Below are 26398 nucleotides of genomic sequence, written 5' to 3' on the forward strand. Positions count from 1 at the left end.
ACCCGCCCGCAACAGCGCCTTGCCGCCCGCAACAGCGCCTTGAGTCCCACCCGGAGCGAGGCCCAGATTCTGGCCCAGATTCAGGTCGAGATTCGGGCCCGAAGTCAGGGTTTTGGCGTGAACACCATGCAGGTGGTCGACCCGGTGGCATATAGCTGCCCGGTCTCGACATCGCGCACCTCGCCCACGGCGACGCCGCTGCTGCGCCCCACATGCTGCGCCGTGCCGGTCGCCCGGACAACCCGGCCCATCGGGATCGAGCGCAGGATGTTCACCTTGTACTCCAGCGTGGTCGAGCCTTGCCCCGCCGCCAGTTTCGACCCGATCGCACAGGCCATGCAGCTGTCCAGCAGCGTGCCGTACCAGCCGCCATGCACCGTGCCGTTGGAATTGCACATCTCCGGGCGCGGCTCGGCCAGCAGATGCGCCTGGCCTTCGCTCACCGCCTCCAGCCGAAAGCCCAGCACCTTCCAGATGCCTGGCCCCTCGCGCCGCCCGGCCACGGTTTCCCGCTGCCGCTCGATACCGGAAAGCCCCGGCGTGGCCGGGGCTCTGGTGGTGTCGTCCTTCATCCGCAAATCTCCTTACCGGCCGGTCAGTGGCAGGTTAGAAGCCCGCGCGGGCCAGGTCCAGCGGGATCAGGCCACGTTTTCCAGCTGCACCTCGGGCGTCACGCCGATGGCGTGGCAGACATCGCGGGTCAGCTCGGGGCGGTTGAGGGTGTAGAAATGCAGGTGCTCCACGCCCTCGGCCATCAGCTTGGTGCACATCTCGGAACACAGCGTGGTGGCCAGCAGATCCTCGCGCCCGTCCCGCGCCGCCTTCTCGAAGGCGTCGTCCAGCCAGGCCGGCACATCGGTGCCGCAGCGTTTGGCGAAGTTGCGGGTGCCCTTCCAGTTGCCGATCGGGAAGATGCCCGGCACGATCGGCGCCTCGATCCCCGCCTTGGCGCAGGCATCGCGGAACCGCAGGAAGTGATCCGTCTCGAAGAAGAACTGCGTCAGCGCCTCGTCCGCCCCGGCATCGATCTTGCGCTTCAGCCAGGCCACGTCGGCGGCGTTGTCGGCGGCCTCGGGGTGCTTCTCGGGATAGGCGCCCACGCGGATGGTGAACTTGCCGGTGGCCGCCAGCGCCTCGATCAGCTCGACCGAATTGGCGAAACCGCCCGGGTAGACGCTGAACTGGCCCTCGCCCTTGGGCGGATCGCCGCGCAGGGCAACCAGTTCCTTGACGCCGGCCTCGGCAAAGCCGTCGGCGATGGTCATGGTTTCCTCTTTCGTCGCGTTCACGCAGGTCAGATGCGCGGCGACGTTGAGCCCCATGTTCTTGTGCAGCGTGGCCACCGCGTCGCGGGTCAGGTCGCGGGTCGTGCCGCCGGCACCGTAGGTGACCGAGACGAAACGCGGCTTGAGCGGGCTGAGCACATTGACGGTGTCCCAGAGACGGAACGAGGCCTCAAGGCTCTGCGGCGGAAAGAATTCGAAAGAGATCGCGGGGGTGGTCATCATCTGTCCTCCAGTTGATCGCTTGTCGCATGTGGCAGGTTGTGAGACAACTTCAAGATTCTCAAGGTCAACATGAGGCGCGTTCACTGAATGCACATCGAGTTCCGTCACCTGCGCACGGTGAAGGCCATCCATGACAGCGGCGGGCTGGCCCGTGCGGCAGATCAGCTGAACATAACACAATCCGCCCTGTCCCACCAGATCAAGGGGTTGGAGGACCAGGCCGGGGTCGAGCTCTTCATCCGCCGCTCCAAGCCTCTGAAGCTTTCGGCAGCCGGCATGCGCCTGCTGCGCCTGGCCGAGAAGATCCTGCCCGAGATCGAGGCGCTGGAGCAGGAATTTTCCGGCCTGCGCTCGGGCAAGGCCGGCCGTCTGCACATCGCCATCGAGTGCCACGCCTGTTTCGAATGGCTCTTCCCGGTGCTGGAACAGTTCCGCAAGGCCTGGCCCGAGGTCGATGTGGACATCCGCCCCGGCCTTGCCTTCGACGCGCTGCCCGCCTTGCAGAAAGAGGAGGTCGACGTCGTCATCTCCTCGGACCCGGAAACCCTGCAGGGTGTCGAGTTCCAGCCGCTCTTCGACTACGCCCCGGTCTTCGTGGCCTCCGCCCAGCATCCGCTGGCGGCCAAACCCTTTGTCGAGGCAGAGGATTTTCGCGGCGAGACGCTGATCACCTACCCGGTGGACCGCGCCCGGCTGGACATCTTCAGCCAGCTGCTGACGCCCGCCAAGGTCGAACCCGCCTCCGTCCGCCAGGTGGAGCTGACGGCGGTGATCCTGCTGCTCGTCGCCTCGAACCGGGGCGTGGCGGTGCTGCCCGACTGGGTGGTGCGCGAGGTGAAATACCATTCCGACTACGTGACCCGTCCGATCACCGAGTCCGGCCTGACCCGGCGGCTCTATGCCGCCCTGCGCAGCGAAGACGCGACACGGCCCTATGTCTCGCATTTCGTGCGGCTTGCGCGGACCGAGCCGGTCAAGCTGCAACGCGCCTGAGGGGCAGGGGGCGTTCCCCGAATCCAGGGGCCGGGTGGCAGGGGGTCTGTGCCGGGGTGGTCCGCGACCCGTCAGACGGGGCGCAATCTGCCAGGTTGCGGGGGGCTGTCTGCCCCCATCGGCCTGCGGCCGATTCCCCCGAGGATATTTTTCGCCAGAGGAAGCAGGCGGTCGGAAAAGGGGGGCGGGGGCGGCCTGCGGGGGGGGCGGCCGGGGGCAACATCCGCGCGCGGCCCTTGGCAAGCGGCGGGGGGCGGTCTATACGCGCGCCCTGATGCAAAGGAGACCCCGGATGGTCGGTAGCGCGAATCTCAACATCATGCTCAAGGCCGCCCGCAAGGCAGGCCGCTCGCTCGTGAAGGATTTCCGCGAGGTCGAGAACCTGCAGGTGTCCATGAAAGGCGCGGGCGATTTCGTCAGCCGCGCCGACATCGCCGCCCAGGCCATCCTGAAGGAAGAGCTGATGGGCGCCCGGCCCACCTATGGCTGGCTGGCCGAGGAGGAAAAGGCCGAGATCGAAGGCCAGGATCCGACCCGCCGCTGGATTGTCGACCCGCTGGACGGCACCACCAATTTCCTGCACGGCCTGCCGCATTGGTCGATCTCGATCGCGCTGGAACATAAAGGCCAGATTGTCGCCGGCGCGGTCTACGATCCCGCCAAGGACGAGATGTTCTTTGCCGAAAAAGGCGAGGGCGCCTGGATGAACGAAAGCCGCATCCGCGTCTCGGGCCGCTCGCGCATGATCGAGGCGCTGTTTGCCACCGGTCTGCCCTTTGGCGGCCGCTCGGACCTGCCCGCCACCCTGCAGGATCTCGCGCGCCTGCTGCCGGCCTGCGCCGGGGTGCGCCGCTGGGGCTCGGCCGCGCTCGACATGGCCTATGTCGCCGCCGGCCGCTACGACGGCTTCTGGGAACGGCGCCTGAACCAGTGGGACATGGCCGCCGGCATCGTGATCCTGCGCGAGGCGGGCGCCTTCGTCGAGCCGATCAACCCCGACGGCGATATCCTGACCGATGGCGAGGTCGTCTGCGCCAACGGCGCCCTGTTCGATTCCTTCGCCAAGATCATCCGCACTGTCTGACGCCGGGGCGGTTCCGCCGCTTCCTTTGGTCAAAGCTAAGCGACCGGTGTCCGGCAAACCCGCGTCCTGAGCGGTGGCCTTCCCGGGCCGGGGGGATGCCATGCCGCATGTGGATTCATCTGCCATTCCTCGTCTCGATGGGGAAAATGGACGGCTTTCGATCCGGTTTCATGAGACGGGTCGCCATGACGAAAACGGCGTGGCCGGGAATGTCCATGCCGCCGCCTTGGTCGCTCGGCCCAAGGGGGCGTTCTTCAATCAGCGCATCAGGGCCAATTGCCAGGGTCAGGCGCTGTTCATCCTGCTCCGGCGGTTTGACGGTTTTCCGCTCTGACCAGAAACAGATGCGCAGGAATGCTGGCCCTGTCTCAAGCGCCTGTCAGGCCGAAAGAACGGAAATCCGTCAAATCCGGATCCCGTGAAATCCGCTTTGTCTCAGGGGCTTGGACCGCCCGGACATAGCCCCGGCATTCCCTGTGCGCGCCAATCCCCGGTCTTTCGCGGATTTGGCGCCGAGGGGCGGGATGAAGCGGCCCTGACCCCAGGGCAAGGTGCGGCGGTGTTGCTGATCGCGACCTGCGAAAGGCGTCTTCGTGCCACCGGCTCGGCGCGATCCCGGTGGCAGGCATTAAGCCAGCCCTTAATGACGAAGGGAGAAGCCCTTTATTGCGTTCCGGGTGCTGTCGGGCGAGTCATGGCCCGTGTCGAAGTCGACGGAGCCCGTGATGACAGCAACAAGCGCGATCGCAATCGAAGTAGCAGAGCCGCAGGGCGAGAGCCTTGAGGCTCTCGAGACGCCCTGCCTCATCGTCGACGGGCCGATTTACGATCGGAACGTGGCACGGATGAAAGACAGGGCAAAGGCTCTGGGGGTCATGCTGCGACCGCATCTCAAGACCACGAAATCGACGGAACTGGCCGCTGAATTGACTGTCGGGCCGGACCATGCCGCGACCGTCTCCACCCTCAAGGAGGCGCGCATTTTTGCGGGTGCCGGGTTCAACGATCTGATCTACGCGGTCGGGATCGCTCCTGGCAAGCTGCCCGATGTGATCGAGCTGATCCGGGGCGGATGCGATCTGAAACTGGTTCTCGACAGCGTTGCGCAGGCCGAAGAGGTCGCCGCGGCCTCTCGCGCCGGGAACGTGGCTATCCCGGCATTGATCGAAATCGACTGTGACGGTCATCGCAGCGGCGTCGCGCCGGGCGATGCCGAGACGCTTCTGGCCATCGCGCGGACCCTTTGCGATGGCGGCGCGGATTTCCGGGGCGTGCTGACCCATGCGGGGGAAAGCTATGCCGCCCTCGGAAAGGACGCTCAGCGGCGGGCTGCCGAGGAAGAACGGGACGCGGTCGTCATTGCCGCGGCCCTGCTGGCGGATGCGGATTTCCCCTGCCGGATTGTCAGTGTCGGATCGACGCCGACCTCGCTCGCGGCGACCGACCTGACCGGGGTCACGGAACTGCGCGCGGGGGTCTATTCGTTTTTCGATCTGGTGATGGCGGGGATCGGGGCCTGCACGATAGACGACATCGCCCTTTCTGTTCTGAGCACGGTGATCGGTCATCAGAAAGACAAGGGTTGGATTCTGATCGACGCGGGCTGGATGGCCATGTCGCGCGACAGGGGCACATCGAAACTGCCGGTTGACCAGGGATATGGCCTGGTTTGCGATGCCGAGGGGCGACCCTATGAGGATCTCGTCCTGATCAGCGCGAACCAGGAACACGGTGTGGTTGCGATCCGGCCGGGATCGGCCGCGGCGCTGCCTGAGCTGGAGATCGGCGATCTTGTCCGAATCTTGCCGAACCACGCCTGTTCAACCGCCGCGCAGCATGATCGCTACCACTTCGTGGACGGCGGGGACGGCCAGGTTACGCGCACCGTATCGCGTTTCATGGGATGGTGAGCGCGGTGAACCAGCCCCGAGCCATCCGGACCGACCTGGCCGCCGCCCCCGGCGGCCACTATTCCCAGGCGATCGTCCACAACGGGCTGGTGTGGATTTCAGGCCAGCTGCCCATCCGGGCAAACGGCGAAAAGCTGGTCGATGCGCCTTTTGAGGAACAGGCGGCGCTTGCGCTGGACAACATGCTTGCGGTTCTCGCATCCGCGGGGGGCGCACCTGCCGACTTGTGCAAGGTGACGGTCTATATCCGGGACATCGGAAACTGGCCCGCCTTCGATGCGCTTTACGCCGCCCGCTTGGGCGCGGCGCGGCCCGCCCGGTCGGTCGTGCCGGTTCCGGAACTGCACTTCGGCGCCCTGATCGAAATCGACGCGGTCGCCGCTGTGGTCGCGCAGCCCTGAGTCCGGGAGACACCTATGCCAGCGCCTCTCATGGTCATTCCGTCCTCGCCTGAGCTGCCGAAAGAGTGCGACGCGGTCGTGATCGGCGGCGGGATCGTCGGGGCCTGCGCCGCCTGGTACCTTGCCAAGGGCGGAATGCGGGTGGCGCTGATCGAAAAGGGCCGGGTCGGATGCGAACAGTCCAGCCGGAACTGGGGGTGGTGTCGTCAGCAGAACCGCGATCAGCGGTTGCTGCCACTGGCGACGGCGAGCCTGAGCTGCTGGGAAGAGATCGCGGAGGATCTGGGCGAGGATCTGGGCTTTCGCCGCACCGGCCTGCTTTATGTTTCCGATGACGAGGCAGAGCTGGCGAATTGGCGCGATTGGAGCGTGTTCGGAAACGACCAGGGGGTCGAGAACCACATGCTGACGGCCAAAGAGGCAACGGAGCTGGCCCGGTCGACCGGCAAGGCCTGGAAGGGCGGGGTGAGCGCGCCGTCAGACGGGATAGCCGACACGTCGAGCGCAGCACCGCGCATCGCACGCGGACTCTTGTCGCGTGGCGGCACGGTACACCAGTTTTGCGCGGCCAGGGGGCTGGAAACCTCGGCAGGGAAGGTGACCGGAGTCGTGACCGAGGCCGGGACAATCCGAACCTCGCGCGTGATCCTGGCGGGCGGGGCGTGGAGTTCATCCTTTTGCCGTCAGCTGGGCATATCCTTTCCCCAGGCCACGATCCGGTCGACCGCCATATCGACGCTGCCGGGCGGTCCGGATATTCCGCATGCGTTTCACTCCAAGGGTGCAACCATCACGCGGCGCAGGGATGGCGGCATCACCCTGGCCATATCGCAACTGGCCCGGGTCGACCCGACGCCGCAGAGCCTGCGTTATGCGCGCCACTTCCTGCCCATGTTCATGGCGCGGAGCGATGTTCTGTCGTTTGGCGACTTGCGCGCCCTGTTCAACGGGCAGGAGAGCCTGCGGAAGTGGGCGCTAGACCGGCCGACGCCGATGGAGCGTATCCGCACGCTCGATCCGCGCCCGGAACCGGGTGTGGTTGCGCTCATCCTCGAACGGGCGCATCGCTTCATCCCCGAACTCGCGTCACTCGGGGTTCAGACAAGCTGGTCCGGCTATATCGACAGCACCCCCGACGGTCTGCCGGTGATCGACCCGGATGCGGGGCCGGAAGGGCTGGTCCTGGCGACGGGTTTCTCCGGGCAGGGTTTCGGCACAGGGCCGGGCACGGGCCGGCTGGTCGCCGATATCGTGCTGGGGCAGGACAGCGCAATTCCCCGCGCCGGGCTGGAGCTGGCGCGGCTGCACAAGGGCCGCGCCAAGGTCGCCCGCTTCTGACCGGATCAGCCGGGCGCCAGTGACATCAGGCCAGGACGGTGCCATATGCAGGTGTCGCGCCTGGTCTGCGGGTGGCGCGTCATCGAAGTGCCCCCTCAAGGTGGACGGGTTCGCCATCCCCTTCAGCGCAGACTTACTGCGGCCTGCACATGCCGTTAATGGCGGTCGGCCTGCGGACCACTAGCATGTGTGCCAAAGGCACCTGAAAGACCAAGGAACGGCTTATGACTCAGTTTGACCTCGACACGTTCTACATCGGCGGCGAATGGATCGCGCCCTCCTCGGACGAGCGCATCGCCACGTGGAACCCCGCTACGGAAACGCAGATCGGGTCGATCCCCGCGGGCACCGCAGCAGATGTGGATGCAGCAGTTGCCGCCGCGCGCAAAGCTTTCCCGGCCTTTTCGACGACAACGGTGGACGAGAGGGTCGCCCTGCTGACCCGGATCGGTGACCTGATCGACGCGCGGGCGGATGAGATCGCCGAGGCGATCACGATGGAGATGGGCTGTGCCACGACCTTTGCGAAGGAACGGCAGGTGCCGGTCGGCGCGTCCAACATCAGGGTGGCGGTCCGCGCCGTGCAGGATTACCCGTTCATTCGCCAGCAGGGCCAAACCGCAATCAACCGCGACCCGATCGGCGTGTGCGGTCTGATCACCCCGTGGAACTGGCCGTTGCACCAGATTACCGCCAAGGTCGGCCCGGCACTTGCTGCCGGCTGCACCATCGTTCTGAAGCCGAGCGAGCTGTCGCCCTACAGCTCTCAGATCATGGCCGAAATCATCGAGGCCGCGGGCACACCCGCCGGTGTCTTCAACATGATTTACGGCCGAGGCGAGGTTGTGGGCGAGGCGATGTCGGCGCATCCGGGAATCGACATGGTGTCGATCACCGGCTCGACCCGCGCGGGGGCCGCCGTGGCACGCGCTGCCGCACCAACGATCAAGCGGGTGACGCAGGAGCTGGGCGGCAAGTCTCCGAACGTGGTGCTGGACGATGCGGATTTCGACAAGGCCATGCCGCCAAGCGTGCAGAACGCCTTTCGCAACATGGGCCAGTCCTGCAGTGCCCCGACGCGGCTGATCGTACCGCGCAGCCGGTTGGCCGAGGCCGAAGAGGCGGTGCTGAGGGTGGTCGAGACCATGACCGTAGGCGACCCGACGCGCCCGGATACCGTTCTGGGACCTGTCGCCAACAAGGCGCAGTTCGACCGCGTACAGTCGATGATCCGGACGGGTATCGACGAAGGCGCACGGATGATCTGCGGAGGGCCCGGCCGTCCGGAGGGGATGGAAACCGGCTTCTTCGTGCGGCCCACGGTGTTTTCCGATGTCGGCACAAAAATGGCGATTGCCCAGCAGGAGATCTTTGGGCCCGTGCTTTGCATCATACCTTATGAGGACGAGGCCGAGGCGGTCGAGATCGCCAATGACAGCGTCTATGGCCTTGGTGCGCAGGTGCAGTCCACCTCGCCCGAGCGGGCGCGGAGGGTGGCGCTTCAGATCCGGTCGGGCCAGGTGCATATCAACTTCCCGGCCGGGGATCCGATGGCACCCTTCGGCGGGTACAAGCAGTCAGGAAACGGGCGCGAATACGGTGTCTTCGGGCTGGAGGAATACCTCGAAACCCGTGCAATCCTTGGATATTTCGACGCCTGATACGGGCCAGTCACTCGGCCTGAAGCCACGGGGTCGGCTTCAGGCCCTTTCGCAGCATTTCAAGCATCTTGCTGGTCCGCTTGGACCGGTTGTGCCGCGTGTTCAGGAAGGCGACGATGTTGGTCTCGGGCAGGTTCCACTGCGGCAGAACCCGGACCAGCGCGCCGCTTGCCAGATGCGCGGCCACGTCCCATTCCGACCGCACGGCCAGGCCCAGACCGGCCAGTGTCCAGTCCCGCAGGATCTCTCCGTCGTTGGTCGACATGGCCGGTGCGATGCGGATGGTCGCCTGTTCCTCCCCGGCCGTGGCAAAGCGCCAGAGCGTGACGTCTTCGTCATTCTCGCGCAAGGCGAGGCAGCGGTGATCGGCCAGGTCATGCGGGTGACGCAAGGGCGGCTTGCCCTTCAGGTAGTCGCGTGAGGCGACGAGGAACCGCCGGTTCGGCGCCAGGGTCGTCATCAGCCGTCCGGGAGAGTTCAGCTCTCCGATATGAACGATGATGTCCCAGTTGTCGTTCACCATCCGCGTTGGCGTATCGGACAGGTGCAACGTCACCGTCGCCTCGTGATACTCGCGGGAGAAGGCATCGACGATGGGCGCGATATGGCGGCGGCCGAAGCCGTAGGGCGCGACGATCTGGAGATGGCCGCGCACCGTGTTGGTCCGGTCGCTCAGCTGGTCGGTCAGGTTCTCGACCGCGTCGATGATGGTCTGACCCTCGGCCAGTACAAGCTCCCCCTCGTCGGTCAGCGTGATCCCGTTCAGCGACCGGTCCAGAAGGCGGACGCCGACGCGGGTTTCGAGCGCGCGCAGGCGTTGGGTTACCGCCGGGGCGGTCACGTTCATTTTCCGGGCAGCCTGGGCAAGCGAACGGGACCGCGCGACGACGCAGAAGAAGCTGATGTCTTCGGACGAGAGCATTAATTCTGGCCTTATCAATCCAAGGTTTCGAGTGAAGCTAAGGCTTTAGTGCGACCGGCAACAAGTCACTTGGGTAGGCAATTGTGGCCCTGGCAGGCCTGTAAACAGGATATTCCCCATAATGTGCTAATCTATATGGGAAATCCCGCAGTCTCTGCTGCCAGGACCTGCCGAAGATTTGGGCGGATGGCATTAAGCTGTGGTTAATGGGTCCTGTAAGACACATTAATTGCGGCCTTGTCAATTCCCCCCAACAATCCCGTTACGAAGCAACGGAAGGTGCAGATGCCGAGACACCTGTTTCTCATCCTGACTGGCGCATGTCGGCTGCTTGGCCGCGGGCGCGTCACTGCCACAATGGCGCAGGTGGGTCATGGTCGCTTGTCCTGCCTGTCCTTGCCTCGGTTCAAGAGCAACCAATCACAACAGGGACTGCTGAATATGAAACTGTTCAATAAGATAGCCCTAGGGACGGCCCTGTCCCTCGCGGCTCCGGCAATGGCGCAGGATGTTGTCAACTACGCGACGGACGGCGGCACGATCCTCGACGTCAAACAGGAATACCTGATCGGACCGGCAGAGGAGAAGCTGGGTGTGGACGTGGTGGTCGATGCCATGACCAGCCGCTTCGCCCCCTTCAAGGCACAGGTGCTGTCGGGCAAGCCGACGTGGAACCTGATCGATTTCTCCGCGGGCTACGGCATCCGGTCTCAAAACGAGGACCTTCTGGAAAAGCTGGACTATTCCCTGATCCCGAACGCCGCGGGCGTGCCGGATGCCTACAAGGATGACTACACCGTAGGGTCGACCGCCTATGCAACCGGACTGGGCTACAGCACCGAAGCCTTCCCCGACAACCCGCCCCAGACCTGGGCCGACTTCTGGGATGTCGAGGCGTTCCCCGGCCGCCGCGCCATGCGCAACGGGCCGCGCCCGGCACTGGAACTGGCCCTGCTCGCCGATGGCGTCGCACCCGAGGACCTGTACCCGCTCGACGTGGAGCGCGCCTATGACAAGATGGCCGAGATCAAGCCGCACATCGACGTCTGGTGGAGTTCGGGCGCCGAAACGACCCAGCTGCTGTACGATCAGGAAGTCGACCTGATGCAGATCTGGGACGGCCGCGCAAAGAACGCGATCAACGAAGGCGCACCTGCCGTGTTCGTCTGGAACAACGCCATCGTGGAATACGCGGTCTTCGCCATTCCGAAAGGGTCGTCGCACCCCGAGGTGACCATGAAGGTCATCAACGAGATGCTGAACCCGGAGGGACAGGCCAAGTGGGCCAGCAACTATGCCACCGGTCCGCTGAACACCAATTTCGCCGAGTTCATGGACCCGGAGCGCCTGAAGGAACTTCCGTCTGCGCCCGAAAACCTCGCAATCGGGATCCCCCTGAACAATGCGTGGTGGGCGTCGGAAGCCGGTGAAGAGGCCGAGCGCCGCTGGCTGGAGTTCATGCAGCAGTAAAGCTGATGGGATGGTCCGAACGGGAGTTTCACCGATATGACTGACATGCCGAAACTCTCGGCCATCGAACGGACGGAACAGCGGAGCTTTCTGCTGCTGTTCCTGCCCGCCCTGATCCTGGTCGCCCTGATCATCTTTGCCCCGCTTGGCAAGCTGGTCGTGCAGTCCTTTCAGGACGAGGGGGCATTCTCTCTCGTCCATTACAAGCGGATCGTGACCGAGCGGATCTACTGGTCGATCTTTGTGGATACGCTTGAGGTGTCGCTTGCGGTCACCGCGCTGTCCGCCCTGCTGGGCTATCCTGTGGCCTACGCCGCGGCGCGCGCGTCGCGGTTGTGGACGGGGCTGATCCTCGCCATGGTGATGCTGCCGTTTTGGACGTCGGTCCTTGTGCGCACCTATGGCTGGCTGGTCATCCTGCAACGCCGGGGCATCGTGAACACGACGCTGATGGACCTTGGCATCATCAGCAAACCGCTTGAGCTGTCGCACAACTACACCGCTGTCCTCATCGGCATGGTGCATGTGATGGTGCCCTTCATCGTCTTCCCGCTATATGCCGCCCTGTCAAAGATTCCGCCCGAACTCGCGCAGGCCGGGAACAGTCTTGGCGGCACCCGCAGCTATGTGTTCCGCCGGGTGATCCTGCCGCTGTCGGCGCCGGGGCTGCTGGCGGGGGCGGTGCTGGTCTTCGTTCTGTCGCTTGGGTTCTACCTGACGCCCGAACTGCTGGGCGGTGGCAAGACGATCATGGTTTCCTCGCTGGTCGAGCGGAACATCGAGCAATATTCGCGCTTTGGCGCGGCCAGTTCGGTCGCTCTCAGCCTGCTGGTCATCGTGCTTGCGATCTTCTGGGTCGTGGACCGTGTCCTGCCGGTCGAGAAGATCATAGGCGTCAAGTGAGGCAGGTGCAGATGAAAAAGCTTCAGAATCTGCCGCTCTACGGCGTTGTCTTTGCGATCCTGTTCTTCCTGGTGTTCCCGATCATCGTGGTGGTGATCATGTCCTTCTCGGACTCGCGCTTTCTGACGTTCCCGCCCAAGGTCTTTTCCCTGCGGTGGTACGAATCCTACTTCCTCGATCCGGCCTGGATGCGGGCGACCAGGAACAGCTTTGTTCTCGCGATCCTGACAACCATCCTGGTGGTTCCGGTGGGTACGGCGGCGGCTTACGGGGCGCATATGTGCAAGATGGCGATCATGCGGCACATGCAACTGCTGTTGCTGTCGCCGGTGATCGTGCCCGTGATCATTATCGCGGCCGGGCTCTACATGGTTTATGCGCAGGTCGGCCTGCTGGCGACCAAGCTGGGGCTGGTGCTGGCCTTCGCCACGATGAACCTGCCCTATGTCTTCATCTCGGTCCTCGCGGGCCTGCGGTCTTACGATATGGCGCAGGAGGACGTGGCGCGCAGCCTTGGCGTGAGCCGCCTTGCGGCCTTCATGAAAGTCACGCTGCCGCAGATCCGGCCGTCGGTCATGACCGGAGCGCTCTTCGCCTTCATTGGGGCGTTGGACGAAACCGTGATTTCGATCTTCATCGCGGGCGGAGAAAACCAGACTCTGCCAAGCCGCATGTTCATGAGCCTGAACGACGAGATCGACCCGACCATTGCCTCGATCAGCACGGTACTGATCTCGGTCTCCTTTGCGCTGGTGATCCTGATGTCGCTGCGCAGCCCCAAGAAAGCCAACGGCTGACGCCGTCCCGTCCATCGGAGAAGATCATGCCCGCATCCCATTTCGAGTCCGTGAGCGTTCGGAACCTGGTCAAGACCTATCACACGTTCGACGCGCTGAGCGACGTCTCGCTCGATATCGCGGCTGGCGAATTCCTGTCCATCCTCGGGCCGTCCGGGTCCGGCAAGACGACATTGTTGCAGGTCATAGGCGGCTTTACCGGCCCGACCAGCGGCAAAGTCTATTTCGGCGATACCGACGTCACCAACCTGCCGCCGCAGAAGCGCGAGATTGGCGTGGTGTTCCAGAACTACGCCCTGTTTCCGCACCTGACGGTGGCCGAAAACATTGCCTTCCCCCTCAAGGCGCGACGGGTCGGGCGCGCGGACTGCGAGGAGCGGGTCGCGCAGGCATTGCGGACCGTCGACATGGAAGGCTTTGGCGACCGGCCGATTGCCAAGCTGTCGGGTGGCCAGAAACAGCGGGTGGCGCTGGCCCGGGCGATCGTTTTCGAGCCGCGGCTGATCCTGATGGATGAACCGCTCTCGGCGCTTGACAAGAACCTGCGCGAAGCGATGCAGCTGGAACTGCGCAACCTGCACAAGAACCTCAATGCGACGATCATCTACGTGACGCATGACCAGCGTGAGGCGTTGACGATGTCGGACCGGATTGCCGTGATGAACAAGGGAAAATTGGTTCAGATCGATCAGCCCAAGGCGCTGTACCGCGCGCCGGCCGACCATTTCGTCGCCAGCTTTGTCGGCGAGGCGACCCTGCTGCCGGTCACCAGGCTGGGCGACCGGCAAATCGGGCTGGGCGGTGCCACGCTGCGCACACCCGACGTCACCACGGACGGCAAGCTGTTCGTGGCGCTGCAGGCGGACACGATCCTGCTGTGCGACGATGCCGAGGACGACGCGGATAGCAACTATTTGAACGGGACGGTTCGGGACCTCGTCTATCAGGGCGAAAGCCTGAAAGCGGACGTGGTTCTGGACGATGGTACGGCCATTGCCTGCCGGATCGCGTCGCATCACTACAACCTGAGGAGCGTGCCCGAACTCGGTCATCGCATCCGCCTGAAGATGCATGTCGAGGACACGATCGTCGTGCCGGGCTGATCCGGCCTTTCGACAAAGCGAAGGCCCGGCAAGCTGCCGGGCCTTTTTCGTGGTCGTCAGAGCGGGCCCGCGGCCCGGTCAGTCGGCGAAATGGCAGGCCGCCCAGTGGCGCGGTTTGACTTCGCGCAGCTGCGGGCGTTCGGCGGAACAGCGCTCCTCGGCCCGCCAGCAGCGCGTCCGGAATGCACAACCGGACGGCGGATTGCGGGGGCTGGGAACATCGCCCTGAAGGATGATCCGTTCACGGCCCTCTTCCGCCCCGCCGGGCACAGCCGATAGCAGCGCCTGCGTGTAGGGCATGCGCGGATCGGCATAGAGGTCGTCTGCGTCGGCCAGTTCGACGATCCGTCCGAGGTACATCACGCCGACCCGGTCCGAGATATATTCGACCACGCCAAGGTCATGGGCGATGAACAGGTAGGTCAGCCCGAATTCGCGCTGGAGGTCTTTCATCAGGTTGATGATCTGGCTCTGGATCGACACGTCGAGCGCCGAGACGGGTTCATCCGCCACGATGAACCTGGGCCGGGTTGCAAGGGCCCGGGCGATGCCGATGCGCTGGCGCTGGCCGCCCGAGAATTCGTGCGGATAGCGGTTAAGGTGTTCGGTCCGCAGACCGACCTTGACGATGAGCTCTTCGACCTGCGCGTCACGCTCGGCCCTGGAGACACCGGCGATGGCAAGGCCCTCGCCAATGATGCGGCGCACTTTCATGCGGGGATCGAGACTGGACAGCGGATCCTGAAAGATCATCTGCATGTCGCGGCGCATTTTGCGCAGCTCGGTCCCGTTCATGTCGCTCAGGTTCTTGTCGTCGAACCAGATCGAGCCACTGACGGGCTCTTCAAGGCGCATCAATGCGCGGCCGAGCGTGGACTTGCCGCAACCGGATTCCCCGACAAGGCCGAGCGTTTCACCGGCCTGGATCTTCAGGTCCACCCCGTCAACCGCACGCAGCGGCGGGGTGTCCCGAAACAGGCTGCGCTCGCCCGCGAAGTGGACCTTGAGTCCGTTGACCTGAACCAGCGTCGTAGAGGTGTCGTCCATGTCACGCATGTTCACGGGTTCCTTGCATTGCCCCGGACTGGTCCGGCACTTCGAGCCAGCAGGCGATCCGGCGCCCGTCTTCGAGGGTTGAGAGGGGCGGTTTCCGGGCACAGCGGGGCATCGCGCTTGCACAGCGCGGGGCGAAGGGGCAGCCAGGCGGCATCGCCAGCGGGCTTGGGACCGATCCGGGGATTGCGTGCAGGGGCTTGCCCCGCATCCGCGCCGAAGGGATCGAGGCAAGAAGGCCCCTGGTATAGGGATGTTTCGGCGCGCGGGTTATCTGGTCGACCGTGCCATGTTCCATGACGCGGCCGCCGTACATCACCACGACATGGTCGCACATCTCGCGCACGACGCCGATGTCATGGGTGATCAGCATGACGGTGGTTTCCTTCAGACCCTTGATCAGTTCGAGGATCTGCGCCTGGATCGTCACGTCCAGTGCAGTTGTCGGTTCGTCGAGGATCAGCAGGTCGGGTCCGTTGGCCATCGCCATTGCAATGGTGACACGCTGGCGCAGGCCGCCGCTGAGGTTGTGGGGATAGTCCTGCATCCGCCTGTCCGGATCGGGGATGCCCACCTGGCGCAGAAGCTCGACCCCAAGGGCATGCGCGTCGCGGCCGGACATGTCGGAATGCACCTGGATCGCTTCGACGACCTGCGTGCCGATCCTGTAGACCGGGTTCAGGGCGGACATCGGATCCTGAAAGACAAGGCAAAGGTCGCGGCCGCGCAACTGGCGGCGCTCGGCTTCCTTCATGCCGACAAGTTCGCGTCCGCGAAACTTGATCGACCCTGCGGTAACGCGGCCCGGCGGGTCGATCAGACCCATCACGGACAGCGACGTAACGCTTTTGCCCGAGCCGGATTCACCAACGATGCCAAGTGTCTGCCCTTGGGTCAGGTCGAAGCTGACGCCATCGACGGCACGCACGATGCCCGCAGGTGTGAAATACGACGTCTGGAGATCGCGAACGGATAGAACGCTTTCGGCATCCGAGGCCTCGGTCCTGGCAGTGGTCTGCGCGCTGCTCATCGGCGGTCTTCCCTGGAAGCTGAGGTGGGGTGTCCGAGGGGCGCGTTGCGGCGCCCCTCGGACTTTACGGCAAGGATCGAGTCGGGATCACTCGGCATCCAGTCTGAGAGCGGCGAAATAGGGGTAGCCGCCCGCGATCCAGGTCAGGTCAGACACGTTTTTCGCGGTCATCACGAGGTCGAGGTTCTGACGCACGGGCATCACCACGGCATTTTCGGCCAGGATCATCTGCAGTTCCTGATAGAGCGCGCTGCGCTTTGCACGGTCCTGTTCGGCCCGGCCAAGCGACACCAGTTCGTTCACCCGCGCGTAGTCTATGCCCGGCAGGTTCATCAGCTGACCCGGCGTGAAGATGCGCAGGGCATCGGGGTCCACGTCGGTGAACTGGGTCTGGGTCATCGAGAAGGCCCCGGTCTTGTTCGCGGACCACCAGGCAGGAGAGGTCATCGGCTCAAGCGAAACGTCGAACCCGGCTTCGGTCAGGTAGCCCTGGAACGCCTGGGCGATCGCCATATAGGCGGCGCGGGTGGAGATCGCAGTCAGGGTGACCTTGAGCTTTTCGCCGTCCTTGGCCCAGATGCCGTCATCTCCCTTGGTCCAGCCGGCCGCTTCCAGAAGCTCGGCGGATTTCGCGGGATCGTAGGGATACATCTCCTTCACCTCGGGGGCATAGCCGACCATCCCTTCGCTCAGCAGCGTGTAGTTCGCCGGATAGACGCCTGCATCGGAAAGCTGCGCCACGCCTTCGCGGTCGATGGCGTGGATCATCGCCTTGCGGACCGCGATATCGGCGGTCGGGCCCGACTGGGTGTTGATCGGGGCAAAGATGCCCAGGCCGCTGATCGGTACTTCGGTCTGCTTGTATTGACCGGAGGCACCGAGGCTTTTCCAGTAAAGACCTGGCGTCTGGTTCATCAGCTGGCTTTCACCGGACTGGAACTGGCTGATCCGCGCCTGCACATTCGGCACGATGGTGAAGGTGATCTTGGACAGGGCCGAGGGGCCTTCGATCCCCAGCGACGCGGGGAAATGGTTGTAGTCGTCGTTGCGTTCCAGAACGATTTTCTGGTTCGGGGCCCATTCGGCGATCTTGAAGGGGCCTGTACCGACCGGGTGCTGGCCGAGGTCGGCGCCATAGGTCTCGATCGCCTTTGGCGACTGCATTCCAAGGAAGGGCGAGCCGAGTTGCGACAGGAAGGGAACGGACGGCTGCGTGCAGGTGATCTGCACTTCGAATTCGCCGGTGGCCTTGGCAGAGGTGCAATCACCAAGCGCAGAGATCGCGGATTTGGATTCCGTGGTCTCGGCTGTGATGTAGGCAAAGTTGGCGACGACTGCGGCGGCGTTGAAGGGTGTGCCGTCATGGAAGGTGACGTCATCGCGCAGCTTGAACGTATAGACGAGGCCATCGTCGGAGGCGGACCATTCCGTCGCCAGCATCGGTTCGAGTTCGAAATTCTTGTTCAGGTAGATCAGGTTGTCGAAGATGGCGACCATGATCGGCCCGGCGATCCGCTTGGACGAGGTGCCGGGGTTCAGCGTGTCGATCGGTTCGCCCCATCCGATGACCAGTTCGGAGGTGTTCTGGGCATGTGCAGGTAGCGCGGCAGACGCCATCAGGGCCGCAAACGCCGTACCTGCAAGGGATTTGGTCAAGGTATTCATTGGTTTCTCCTGTTGGGTTTTATTGTTTAGTTCGCGACCTTGGGGTCGAGTTCGTCCCGCAGCCCGTCACCGATCAGGTTCACCCCGACCACGAAGAGCGAAAGGAAAAGGCCGGGAAAGACGGTCATCCACCAGGCAAGCGTTATGAATTGCTGGCCATCGTTGAGGATTGCGCCCCATTCGGCATTGGGGGGCTGCACACCCAGCCCGATAAAGCCGAGCGCGGTGATCCACAGCAGCGCGATGCCAAGCCATGTCGTCGTCATGACGATGATCGAGGGCATGACATTCGGGACGATATGGGTCGCGATGATGCGCCACGGTCCGGCGCCCAGTGTCACGGCGGCGTCGACGAAGGGCAGGGCGCGAACCTCGGTCGTGGCGCCTTCGACAAGACGGGCATAGACCGGGATCAGGATGATCGAGATCGCGATGATCCCGTTCACCAGCCCCGGCCCAAGGATCGCGGTAATGGCCAGCGCCAGCAGGATCCCGGGGAAGGCGAGCAGCAGATCGACGACCCTCATGATGACAAAGCCCGGGCGGCCGCCAAAGTAGCCCGCGACCAGGCCCATCAGGGTGCCGAAGAAGGCTCCGATCATCACGACGGCCGCGCTGGACAACATGCTGACACGTCCGCCGTAGAGAACGCGCGCCAGCAGATCGCGCCCGAAGGCATCCGTTCCCATGGGATAGTCGACCGAAGGCGGCTGGAAGATCGTCATCGGGCTTTGCTTGTTCGGATCGGCAGAGGTCAGCAGCGGGGCGGCGGCGACCAAAAGGATAAGGATCGCACAGATCACCGTTCCGGCGAGGAGACTGCGGTGGCGAAAGGCGCGCAGGACCGGATTGCGCCGCGGGGCAAGCGAATGATCCTCTGCAGGTTCGGTGGTGTATGCGGTGTCCCGGGACAAATCGTTCATGGCCATGTCCTCAGCGCCGCGCGATGCGGGGATCGAGGATCGGGTACATCAGGTCGACGAGGAGGTTCGACAGGGCGTAGATCAGCGCGATGATCAGCACGCAGGCCTGCACCGTCAGGTAGTCCTTGGCCATGATCGCATCGACCAGCAGCCTCCCAAGACCGGGCCGGGAAAAGACGGTTTCCACCACCACGGTACCCGACAGCAGGTTGCCGAGTTGCAGACCGACAACCGTCAGCACCGGGAGCATCGAATTGCGCATCACGTGCCGGAAAAAGACCTTGGGGCGGGACAGGCCCTTGGCCCTTGCGGTCATGACGTGGTTTTGCCCCATGGTCGAAATCAGGCTCGACCTGACGAACCGGGCATTGAACCCCATCGTGCCGATGCCGAGCGTCAGCGCGGGCAGAACCAGCCCCGCAAGAGAGGTGCCGCCGACGACGGGAAACCACTGAAGCTGCACCGCGAACAGCAGGATGAAAAGCAGGCCAAGCCAGAACGAGGGGATGGACATGAACGTTATGGCAATTCCCATCCCGATCGTGTCCGGTGCCCGGTTGCGTGCGACAGCGGCCCAGGCCCCGATCAGCAGCCCGAGGGCAACGGAGATGAACAGCGCCGATGCCGTCAACTGAATGGAGGCGGGCATGTTCAGCGCCACGAGATCCGAGATCGGGCGCTGGTAACCGTAGGAGTAGCCGAAATCGCCATGCATGACGCCGGTGATCCAGTTCCAGTATTGCTCTGGCAGAGACTTATCGAGGCCTAGCTGCCCACGCAGACGGGCCGCCAGTTCCTCGCTTGCGGCTTGGGAGCCGAGCATCTCGATCACCGGGTCCCCGGGGACGAGGCGGATCAGCAGAAAGACCAGCACGCTGATGGAAAAGGCCATGACGATCATGCCGATCAGGCGGTTCATCAGGATCTCGATGAATTTCAGATTGATAAACCGTGCAGCAAGCTGTCTTGCCATCGACGGGCCATCCATCGTCTCGGTGGAGTGCGCCATAGTCGTCCCATGTTGTTGAGCGGGCCGGGCCTTTGACCGGCCCTTCTTGAAAAGCACCCCAGGACGCTTTTCCCGTTGCAATTAAGGCATTGAACCATGCGCTTCGCATGTGCAGAAATACGGATTCATCGGGAGTCGATAAGTCTAGCTTATGGTGTCTCCAGCCGCTGCCGGGTTGCTCTCTGCCACGGCAATTTACCAGGCCTTTTGCCGTGACCGTCCAACAAGTCACGGGTTTCGGGGTGAACAGGCCGGACCGGGCGGGCCGCGCATGGGCTGCGGGCGCAGCAAGAAGGACAATTGATCAGGTGGCGCCGCGCGGATCGATAGGTGTGAAGGTCCCGGCCCGCGCTTCGATCGCGGCCCCGGCACGGAACAGGAATTCGTCCTGCATCCGGTTCGCCACCAGCTGAACGCCGTCCACGATGCCATTTGTCATGCCGGTGGGCACCGACAGGCCCGGCAGCGCCAGAAGCGCGGTGACATGGTGCGGCTTGCAGGCCTTGATGGCCCGCAGCACCTGTGCGTGATCGCCCTGGTCGAAATCCCTGGGCAGCGCCTGCATATGCATATTGGGCATCAGGATCAGCGGATAGGTTTCAAAGAACTTCATCCACTCCCGCAGGATCGTCGTCCGCATTGCGACCTTGGCGATATAGTCATCACGCGTCTCGATCGGCTCGATGAGGTCCCACTGGCCGATGAAGTCGAACTTGGTGCGCAGGAAGGTGTCACCGTAAGTCGCGATGTTTTTCAGCAGGCCAGTGGCACGTTCCGCCTGCAGGAGCGACTGGTGCAGGCCCCAGGCTTCGTCATAGCGCGGTGGCGCGACGTCCTCGATGGTGCAACCGGCGTCTTCCAGCATTTTTGCGGCGCGCTGGAGGGAGGCACGAACTTCGGGTTCGATCTCGTCATCGGCGTAGAAAAGGGCGACCTTGCAGGGGAAGGGGGCCTGATCCTCTTCCGGCAGGCGCGGCGACCACCACGGGTCGCGATAGTCGCGCTGCGCCATCGCCCGGAACCCGAGGTAGGCATCGGCGACCGAGCGGGCCATCGGGCCCTGCGACGTCGTGCTCTGATGGACATAGGGCCTGTCAAGCGCGACAGAGGGATTGTAGTTGGGAATCCGGCTTGGGGTCGAGCGCAGGCCGACGATGCCGCAGCAATGGGCTGGCTGGCGAACCGACCCGCCAAGATCGTTGCCATGCGCAATCGCGCCGATGCCCGCGGCCACGGCCGCCGAACCGCCGCCGGACGAACCGCCGGGTGTGATCTCGGGGTCCCACGGGTTCAGGGTGTAGCCGTAGAGTTCGTTCGAGGTGAAAGACCGCGCGCAAAAGGCGGGCGTGTTGGTCTGGCCCAGGATCACGGCACCGGATTTCAGAAGGTTCGCCGTCACCGGGCTGTCGTCATCGGCAATATTGCCCTGCATCTCGCGGATCGCGTTGTTGCGGGCATGGCCGGTCCAGTCGACGTTCATCTTGATGGTGATCGGGACGCCGTTCAACACGCCGGTCTTGTCGCCGCGACGGACGGCTTGGTCCGCGCGATCTGCTGCGGCAAGAGCCTCGTCACGGGTCTGTTCCACCACAGCGTTGATCTGATGGTTGACCGCGTCGAGCCGTTGGAGCGCGCTTTCCGTCGCTTCGCGGCTGGAAAATTTGCCGGCTGCGATGCCCGCGGCAAGATCTACGGCGGACATGGCCCAGAGTTCGGTTGGTGTCTTGTGCGTGTTCAAGAGAGCCTCCTTGCTGGACGATTGGTCAGAGACCGATGTGGCGCTGACAGGTGTCTTTTCGGTTGGATGCACGAAAATCGGGAAACCGGGCCGCAGATCGACAGATCGTTCCGTCGTCACCGCAGGCGCGGCAACCTGGCGAGCGGTACGCCGTGTCACAAGGGACAGGTGAAGGCGCGAAGGTGACGTACCGATCGATCATGACATGACGATGGGCACAACGTCGCCGACAGCGCGTCCGACTGGACCGGACGGCATGCCGCCCTTGCATGCGTTGACGGTCAGCATGTGCCGGGCGTACCGCCGCCGCGACCTTGCCGCCCTGATCGAACACGGGCGCGGCCTTGTCGTCGGGCCGACGGCGGCAGAGAGTGACAAGACCGCCATCGCGCGGGCGGCGCCGTTCATCGCCGGACGTCTTTGAGATCTCCCCTGTCCGGATACGGCGCGTCCTGCGGGGGCCTGTCCGGAGGTCTTGACCGGATGCGGTTTTCACACGGTGGCCGAAGCGGCCTGCCTGCGTGGTGGCCCCGATATCGCGCCCGGTCCCGGTGTCACCGGCTTGACCCTGACGTGTCAGGCGCTCGGCGGGACCGGATGCGATCATTCGGCTGCGCCGCCGGGGGTCTTCAGTCCGAGCGGCAGTGGACGGACCGGAGCCTGCGGCCTGAGGCCCGGCTGTTCGTCGAGCGGCAGCCCGCCGCTGGCCGCAAGTATACGCGCGGCGGCTGCACCACAGTAGCGCCCCTGACACCGGCCCATCCCGACGCGGGACAGGGACTTGGCGCGGTTCGGCTCGATCGCATGTGACCTGTCGATGGTCGCGCGATATTCGCCTGCGGTGATTGCCTCGCACCGACAGAGCAGGGCGTCGTCGGGCAGCGACGTGCAAAGATCGTCGGGAAACGGAAAGGCGAGAGACAGGCCGCGCGCGAACCGGCGCATCCTTTTCTGCCGCTTCAGCAGAGAGTCGACAGGGTGTCGACCCTGCCGGCCCAAATCCTCAAGACATGCGATGGCGGCGAGTTGTCCGGCGATTTCGGCCCCGTCGGCGCCAAGTATCCGCGTGCCATCGCCGGCAAGATAGATGCCGTTGCGGGTGGAGCGGCCCATCTCGTCGATACGGGGTGCCATCTGGCGCGCCACGGGATCCCAGTCGAAATCGCATCCCGCCATCTGGGCCAGCTGGTTTTCGGATCGCAGGTGCCAGCCCATGCCGACGCCGTCGCAGGCAAGCTGTGTCTCGCGGTTCCCTGCAGTCCAGCGAATACCGGTGACTTGCGTTCCGTCGCCGTCTATCCGGATGTCGCGGACGCCGGTCACATAGGGAATCCTGTGCCGACGCAACACGCGGCGGAGTTTCAGCCCACGGAACATGAGACCCGGGCGTGCGGTCATCAGGGGCGCACCACGCATCAGATCGCTCTGGGACGAGGTATCGAGAACCGCGGCGACATCGGCTCCGGCTTCGGCATATTGCGCGGCGACAAGCGTCAGAAGCGGTCCGCTGCCGACAAAAACCACACGGTGGCCGATGGCGCATCCCTGTGCCTTGAGCGCGATCTGCGCCCCGCCAAGGGAATGCACCCCCGGCTGGGTCCAGCCGGGCAGAGGTGTCACGCGGTCGGTGGCGCCGGTGGCGAGGATCAGGGCATCGAAGCCCAGTTCGGACATCGCCGTGCTGTCGTGCAGATGCAGCAGGCGATCGGATATTCCGAAAACTTCCGTCCCCGGGCGGTAGTCGATCTTTGACTTGAGGGCGTCGAAAGTCGCATGCAGTGCAACGGCTTTCGGCGCGTCGTCGCCATAGAGTTTGGGGGCGGGACGCTCCACCCCCTTGGCGGGCCGGCGATAAATCTGGCCACCGGAGGCGGTTTCGCGGTCGATGACGGTGGTTTCGATACCGGCTGCGACCAGCGTCTCGGCGGCGCGTGTTCCGGCCGGGCCGGCCCCGATGATCACTACGCGCCGGGCCATTGGCTCTCTCCCGGCAGGGTGGTGATCAGGTCCATTCCGTCTTCCACAGGTGTCTCGCAGGCGCGGACCCGGCGGCCGTCGCCCATGCTGATCCAGCAATCCTGGCAGGCGCCCATAAGGCAGAATCCCGCTCGTGGCCCGTCGCCGAATTCGCTTGTCCGTGCGACCGCCCCGTTCAGACGCAGCGCGGTCAGCACCGTGTCGCCTGACAGTGCTTCGGCCGGCCGGCCGTCGATCCGGAACCGGATCTTGGGTCGGCTGCCCTGATAGAGACGACGGAAACCGGCTGCGGCTGTCACGCGGCGCGCTCCTCAAATTGTTGGGTCTCGTCCGTTCGCAGGCCAGGCAGCGGGATCTGCGGATGCCGTGGACAGTTTTCGGCGAACATCGTGTCGAACCCGGCATGCGTCACCGGGGCCGGCCTCGCGTCCCTGCGCTGGATGACCGTGTCGTTGCCAAGGGTTGCCTGATGCACGAAGGTTTCCACCTGCGCCGGGCCCAGGCCGTGGCGTTTTGCCAGACGCGCAGGCCCCTGTCGCAGCTCCGATCCGGGGTCGTCCGGTGTGGTCAGAACCTTCAAACTGTTCACTTCATTTTTCCGCGTGTCGAGCGCGCAGAAGTCGATGACTGCACCACCGATCTTGACGCCGATCTTCCAGCTCATGCCGGCACCACGTTGCTTTGGTCCCCGGCAACCTGGCACGAAGAAACGGGTCTGCGCCAAGTCGGAGTATGGGCGTGGCCATAAGCCGTGCCTATACTTTGGCCTCAGAGCTGTGCGACCTTGTTCTTGAAGGACTTGCGGATTGCCGCCAAAAGCCCTTCGTGGGCAGGCGACAACTGGTGTTCCCTGTTGGTCAGGATGGTGACGGGCAACTGGGTCTCCGGCAGGAACCGGCGGACGGCGATACCGGGGAAACTGTGCCAGGGCATCAGCCCGTCAACAACCGCAACGCCAAGGCCATTCTGCACGAAAGGCAGCACCGAGATGGAGGCGTCGACCTCGATTTCCGGTGAGAATTCAATCCCTTCCTTTTGGGCGACGCGCATGAGCCTGTGGCCCGGCAGGGTGTTCGCGCGATATGAGATCAGGGTTTCGTCGGCCAGATCGCTGAGCGTCATCTCTTTGTGCGCGGTCAGCCTGTGTCCCTCGTTCAGGATACATACCATCGGCACCTCGCCCAGCTTTTCGATGTTCAGGCTGGGGTGTGCCGCGTCGCTCAGCGACACGGCGATGGAGATGTCTCCGCTCAGCACCATCTGGGTCATGCTCGCCACGGGCGCGATGTGCGACCGCAGCGCGACAGAGCTGTAGTCTTGGCGGAATTCGGCGATGGCGTCGGGCAGGAAGCTCATCGCGGGCGGGGCAGAGGCCGCCATCCGCACCAGGCCCACACGCCCGTCGCGCAAGTCGATTGCATGGCGGCGCAGCGCCTCCAGGCCGGCAAAGACGCGTTCCGCCTCGGGGTAGAGCTCATGTGCGATTTCAGTGGCGTGCAGACGGCCCTTGATCCGCTCAAAGAGGGTCAGGCCCAGTTCGTCTTCGGTATGCAGCAGGATCTGGCTGAGCGCGGGTTGCGAAATATTCAGGTCGCGCGCGGCCGCCGTGACGGTGCCTGCGCGCATCACCGCACAGAAAACTTCCAATTGTCGTGCGCGCATCCCGTCTTCCTTCGTCCAGAGGTCCAGCTTATGACCTTCCCAATAGCCTATATTGGACCGCTGAACCGGGGCGTGAAAGACTGAATCCGATCAACCGGAGATGTCGATGGATATCATTGTGGTCGGGGGCGGCCTGATGGGGACGGCCGCCGCTTTTTTCCTGAGCCGCCGCGGCCTGCGCGTCACGCTGTTGGAGCGCCGTTTTGTCGGCCAGGGTGCGACCGTGGCCAGTTTCGGCAATATCCGGCGGCAGGGGCGCTATCTGCCGCAGCTTCCGCTGGCTCACCGGTCCCGCGCGCTCTGGGGCGAGATCGACAGCCTGCTGGGTGAGGATGTGGAATTCCGCGCGACCGGCCATTTGCGGCTGATTCACGATCAGGACGGCATGGAGGACATGCAGGCCTTTGCCAAGGCTGCAAAGCCCTGGGGCCTTGACCTTGAGATGCTGGAACCCGCCGAAATACGCCGGCGCTTTCCGGGCCTGGGCCCGGATGCGATCGGCGCGTCGTTCTCGCCCGAGGACGGATCGGCGAACCCCCGTCTGATGGCACCCGCTTTCGCTCGGGCCGCTGCCCGCGCCGGTGCGCGGATCGTCGAACAGGCCGAAGTTACCCGGATAGAACGGCGCGCTTCCGGCTTTGCGGTCGAGACCTGCCAGGGCATTTTCGAGTCCGACCAGCTCTTGGTCACGGCCGGGGCCTGGGGGGCAAAGATGGCCGCCGCGTTCGACGAGCCGGTGCCGCTGCGCCTGAACGGCCCACAGATGGCTGTCACCGAGCCATTGCCGCACCGGATCCTGCCTGTTGTCGGCGTGTGGGCGCGCAACCACGATGCAGGCGTCTATTTCCGTCAGGTCGAGCGCGGCAACGTGGTATTTGGTGGCGGGCGCCGCGTGGAGGTGCCGTGGGAGACGGGCTTTGCCAAGACCGACCCGCAGCTTCTGGCGGTGCAACTGCCGCATCTCGTCCGCCTCTGCCCGGCGCTGGCCCATGTGCAGGTCATCCGCACCTGGTCCGGACCCGAAGGCTATCTGTCCGACTCGCTTCCCGTCATGGGGCCGAGCGGCAAGGTTCCGGGGCTGCATTACGCCTTTGGGTTTTGTGGCCACGGGTTCCAGCTGGGTCCCGGCGTCGGCGACGTCATGGCCGAATTGATCGCCACGGGACAAACAAACACTCCGATCGGGGACTTTTCGGTCACCCGCTTCCAGGATCAACCGGCGCCCGAGCCGGTTCATTGACAGCCAGAACA

General features: G+C 64.3%; 26 protein-coding genes. 13 read left to right on the forward strand and 13 right to left on the reverse strand.

Going from position 1 to position 26398, the window contains the following annotated elements; translation table 11 throughout:
* Nucleotides 1–104: 104 nt before the first annotated feature.
* Nucleotides 105–572 carry a PaaI family thioesterase gene (locus tag GLS40_RS06230; protein WP_160381889.1) on the reverse strand — a complete coding sequence of 156 codons (468 nt, stop codon included), beginning with the start codon at nucleotides 570–572 and terminating at the stop codon, nucleotides 105–107.
* Nucleotides 573–638: 66 nt separating this feature from the next.
* A complete protein-coding gene (metF, locus tag GLS40_RS06235) occupies nucleotides 639–1505 on the reverse strand; it encodes a methylenetetrahydrofolate reductase [NAD(P)H] (RefSeq protein ID WP_160382243.1) in 867 nt (288 codons plus the stop codon).
* A gap of 90 nt (nucleotides 1506–1595) precedes the next feature.
* Between metF and GLS40_RS06240 the strand changes: the two genes are divergently transcribed.
* The 7 genes from GLS40_RS06240 to GLS40_RS06270 all read left to right on the forward strand — a co-directional run bounded on the left by GLS40_RS06240 (nucleotide 1596) and on the right by GLS40_RS06270 (nucleotide 8895).
* A complete protein-coding gene (locus tag GLS40_RS06240; RefSeq protein ID WP_160381890.1) occupies nucleotides 1596–2501 on the forward strand; it encodes a LysR substrate-binding domain-containing protein in 906 nt (301 codons plus the stop codon).
* A 292-nt stretch (nucleotides 2502–2793) separates the two neighbouring features.
* The gene (locus GLS40_RS06245) at nucleotides 2794–3585 is read left to right on the forward strand and encodes an inositol monophosphatase family protein (RefSeq protein ID WP_160381891.1); all 792 of its coding nucleotides are present in this window, start codon (nucleotides 2794–2796) and stop codon (nucleotides 3583–3585) included.
* Between the two features lie 100 nt (nucleotides 3586–3685).
* Complete coding sequence (locus GLS40_RS06250) at nucleotides 3686–3919, forward strand: KTSC domain-containing protein (RefSeq protein ID WP_160381892.1); 234 nt, start codon at nucleotides 3686–3688, stop codon at nucleotides 3917–3919.
* Nucleotides 3920–4310: 391 nt separating this feature from the next.
* Nucleotides 4311–5495 carry an alanine racemase gene (locus GLS40_RS06255; protein WP_160381893.1) on the forward strand — a complete coding sequence of 395 codons (1185 nt, stop codon included), beginning with the start codon at nucleotides 4311–4313 and terminating at the stop codon, nucleotides 5493–5495.
* A gap of 5 nt (nucleotides 5496–5500) precedes the next feature.
* On the forward strand, nucleotides 5501–5896 hold the full coding sequence (locus GLS40_RS06260) for a RidA family protein (RefSeq protein WP_328598880.1): 396 nt from the start codon (nucleotides 5501–5503) through the stop codon (nucleotides 5894–5896).
* 15 nt (nucleotides 5897–5911) lie between these two features.
* The gene (locus GLS40_RS06265) at nucleotides 5912–7234 is read left to right on the forward strand and encodes an NAD(P)/FAD-dependent oxidoreductase (protein WP_160381895.1); all 1323 of its coding nucleotides are present in this window, start codon (nucleotides 5912–5914) and stop codon (nucleotides 7232–7234) included.
* 224 nt (nucleotides 7235–7458) lie between these two features.
* Nucleotides 7459–8895 (forward strand): aldehyde dehydrogenase family protein, encoded by a 1437-nt coding sequence (locus GLS40_RS06270; protein ID WP_160381896.1) that lies wholly within the window; start codon nucleotides 7459–7461, stop codon nucleotides 8893–8895.
* A gap of 10 nt (nucleotides 8896–8905) precedes the next feature.
* On the opposite strand, the gene GLS40_RS06275 is transcribed toward GLS40_RS06270, so the two are convergent.
* Nucleotides 8906–9817, reverse strand: a complete 912-nt coding sequence (locus GLS40_RS06275) for a LysR family transcriptional regulator (RefSeq protein ID WP_160381897.1) — start codon at nucleotides 9815–9817, stop codon at nucleotides 8906–8908.
* Nucleotides 9818–10315: 498 nt separating this feature from the next.
* Between GLS40_RS06275 and GLS40_RS06280 the strand changes: the two genes are divergently transcribed.
* From GLS40_RS06280 to GLS40_RS06295, 4 genes are read left to right on the forward strand one after another with little or no spacing between them, the layout of a single operon-like run.
* On the forward strand, nucleotides 10316–11287 hold the full coding sequence (locus tag GLS40_RS06280; RefSeq protein WP_160381898.1) for an ABC transporter substrate-binding protein: 972 nt from the start codon (nucleotides 10316–10318) through the stop codon (nucleotides 11285–11287).
* A 36-nt stretch (nucleotides 11288–11323) separates the two neighbouring features.
* Nucleotides 11324–12190 (forward strand): ABC transporter permease, encoded by an 867-nt coding sequence (locus GLS40_RS06285; RefSeq protein ID WP_160381899.1) that lies wholly within the window; start codon nucleotides 11324–11326, stop codon nucleotides 12188–12190.
* An 11-nt stretch (nucleotides 12191–12201) separates the two neighbouring features.
* Nucleotides 12202–12987: an ABC transporter permease gene (locus tag GLS40_RS06290; RefSeq protein WP_160381900.1), complete on the forward strand. Its 786-nt coding sequence runs from the start codon at nucleotides 12202–12204 to the stop codon at nucleotides 12985–12987.
* Nucleotides 12988–13013: 26 nt separating this feature from the next.
* Entirely contained in the window at nucleotides 13014–14090 is a 1077-nt protein-coding gene (locus tag GLS40_RS06295) for an ABC transporter ATP-binding protein (protein WP_160381901.1), read from the forward strand.
* Nucleotides 14091–14168: 78 nt separating this feature from the next.
* Here GLS40_RS06295 and GLS40_RS06300 read toward each other — a convergent pair whose 3' ends face one another.
* The 6 genes from GLS40_RS06300 to GLS40_RS06325 form a co-directional block, all read right to left on the reverse strand.
* Complete coding sequence (locus tag GLS40_RS06300; protein ID WP_328598881.1) at nucleotides 14169–15146, reverse strand: ABC transporter ATP-binding protein; 978 nt, start codon at nucleotides 15144–15146, stop codon at nucleotides 14169–14171.
* Entirely contained in the window at nucleotides 15139–16173 is a 1035-nt protein-coding gene (locus GLS40_RS06305; RefSeq protein WP_160381902.1) for an ABC transporter ATP-binding protein, read from the reverse strand. Before GLS40_RS06305 ends, GLS40_RS06300 begins: the two co-directional genes overlap by 8 nt.
* 87 nt (nucleotides 16174–16260) lie before the next feature.
* Complete coding sequence (locus GLS40_RS06310) at nucleotides 16261–17838, reverse strand: ABC transporter substrate-binding protein (protein ID WP_160381903.1); 1578 nt, start codon at nucleotides 17836–17838, stop codon at nucleotides 16261–16263.
* A gap of 26 nt (nucleotides 17839–17864) precedes the next feature.
* Nucleotides 17865–18761, reverse strand: coding sequence for an ABC transporter permease (locus GLS40_RS06315; RefSeq protein WP_160381904.1), 897 nt, complete (start codon nucleotides 18759–18761; stop codon nucleotides 17865–17867).
* Nucleotides 18762–18771: 10 nt separating this feature from the next.
* Nucleotides 18772–19770: an ABC transporter permease gene (locus GLS40_RS06320; RefSeq protein ID WP_160381905.1), complete on the reverse strand. Its 999-nt coding sequence runs from the start codon at nucleotides 19768–19770 to the stop codon at nucleotides 18772–18774.
* 304 nt (nucleotides 19771–20074) lie between these two features.
* Nucleotides 20075–21508, reverse strand: a complete 1434-nt coding sequence (locus tag GLS40_RS06325; protein WP_202075965.1) for an amidase — start codon at nucleotides 21506–21508, stop codon at nucleotides 20075–20077.
* A 256-nt stretch (nucleotides 21509–21764) separates the two neighbouring features.
* Here GLS40_RS06325 and GLS40_RS06330 point away from each other — a divergent pair, with 256 nt between their 5' ends.
* The gene (locus tag GLS40_RS06330) at nucleotides 21765–21932 is read left to right on the forward strand and encodes a hypothetical protein (RefSeq protein WP_160381906.1); all 168 of its coding nucleotides are present in this window, start codon (nucleotides 21765–21767) and stop codon (nucleotides 21930–21932) included.
* Between the two features lie 179 nt (nucleotides 21933–22111).
* Here the strand turns inward: GLS40_RS06330 and GLS40_RS06335 are convergent, their stop codons facing one another.
* From GLS40_RS06335 to GLS40_RS06350, 4 genes are all read right to left on the reverse strand, one after another.
* Entirely contained in the window at nucleotides 22112–23485 is a 1374-nt protein-coding gene (locus GLS40_RS06335) for an FAD/NAD(P)-dependent oxidoreductase (protein ID WP_160381907.1), read from the reverse strand.
* A complete protein-coding gene (locus tag GLS40_RS06340) occupies nucleotides 23470–23784 on the reverse strand; it encodes a (2Fe-2S)-binding protein (protein WP_202075966.1) in 315 nt (104 codons plus the stop codon). Before GLS40_RS06340 ends, GLS40_RS06335 begins: the two co-directional genes overlap by 16 nt.
* A complete protein-coding gene (locus GLS40_RS06345; RefSeq protein ID WP_160381908.1) occupies nucleotides 23781–24149 on the reverse strand; it encodes a hydantoinase/oxoprolinase N-terminal domain-containing protein in 369 nt (122 codons plus the stop codon). Before GLS40_RS06345 ends, GLS40_RS06340 begins: the two co-directional genes overlap by 4 nt.
* Nucleotides 24150–24253: 104 nt before the next feature.
* Nucleotides 24254–25147 carry a LysR family transcriptional regulator gene (locus GLS40_RS06350; RefSeq protein WP_160381909.1) on the reverse strand — a complete coding sequence of 298 codons (894 nt, stop codon included), beginning with the start codon at nucleotides 25145–25147 and terminating at the stop codon, nucleotides 24254–24256.
* Between the two features lie 106 nt (nucleotides 25148–25253).
* Between GLS40_RS06350 and GLS40_RS06355 the strand changes: the two genes are divergently transcribed.
* Nucleotides 25254–26387: an NAD(P)/FAD-dependent oxidoreductase gene (locus GLS40_RS06355; RefSeq protein ID WP_160381910.1), complete on the forward strand. Its 1134-nt coding sequence runs from the start codon at nucleotides 25254–25256 to the stop codon at nucleotides 26385–26387.
* The last annotated feature ends 11 nt before the right edge of the window (nucleotides 26388–26398 follow it).

This window comes from Pseudooceanicola pacificus, from assembly GCF_009789075.1.
Classification (GTDB): domain Bacteria; phylum Pseudomonadota; class Alphaproteobacteria; order Rhodobacterales; family Rhodobacteraceae; genus Pseudooceanicola; species Pseudooceanicola pacificus.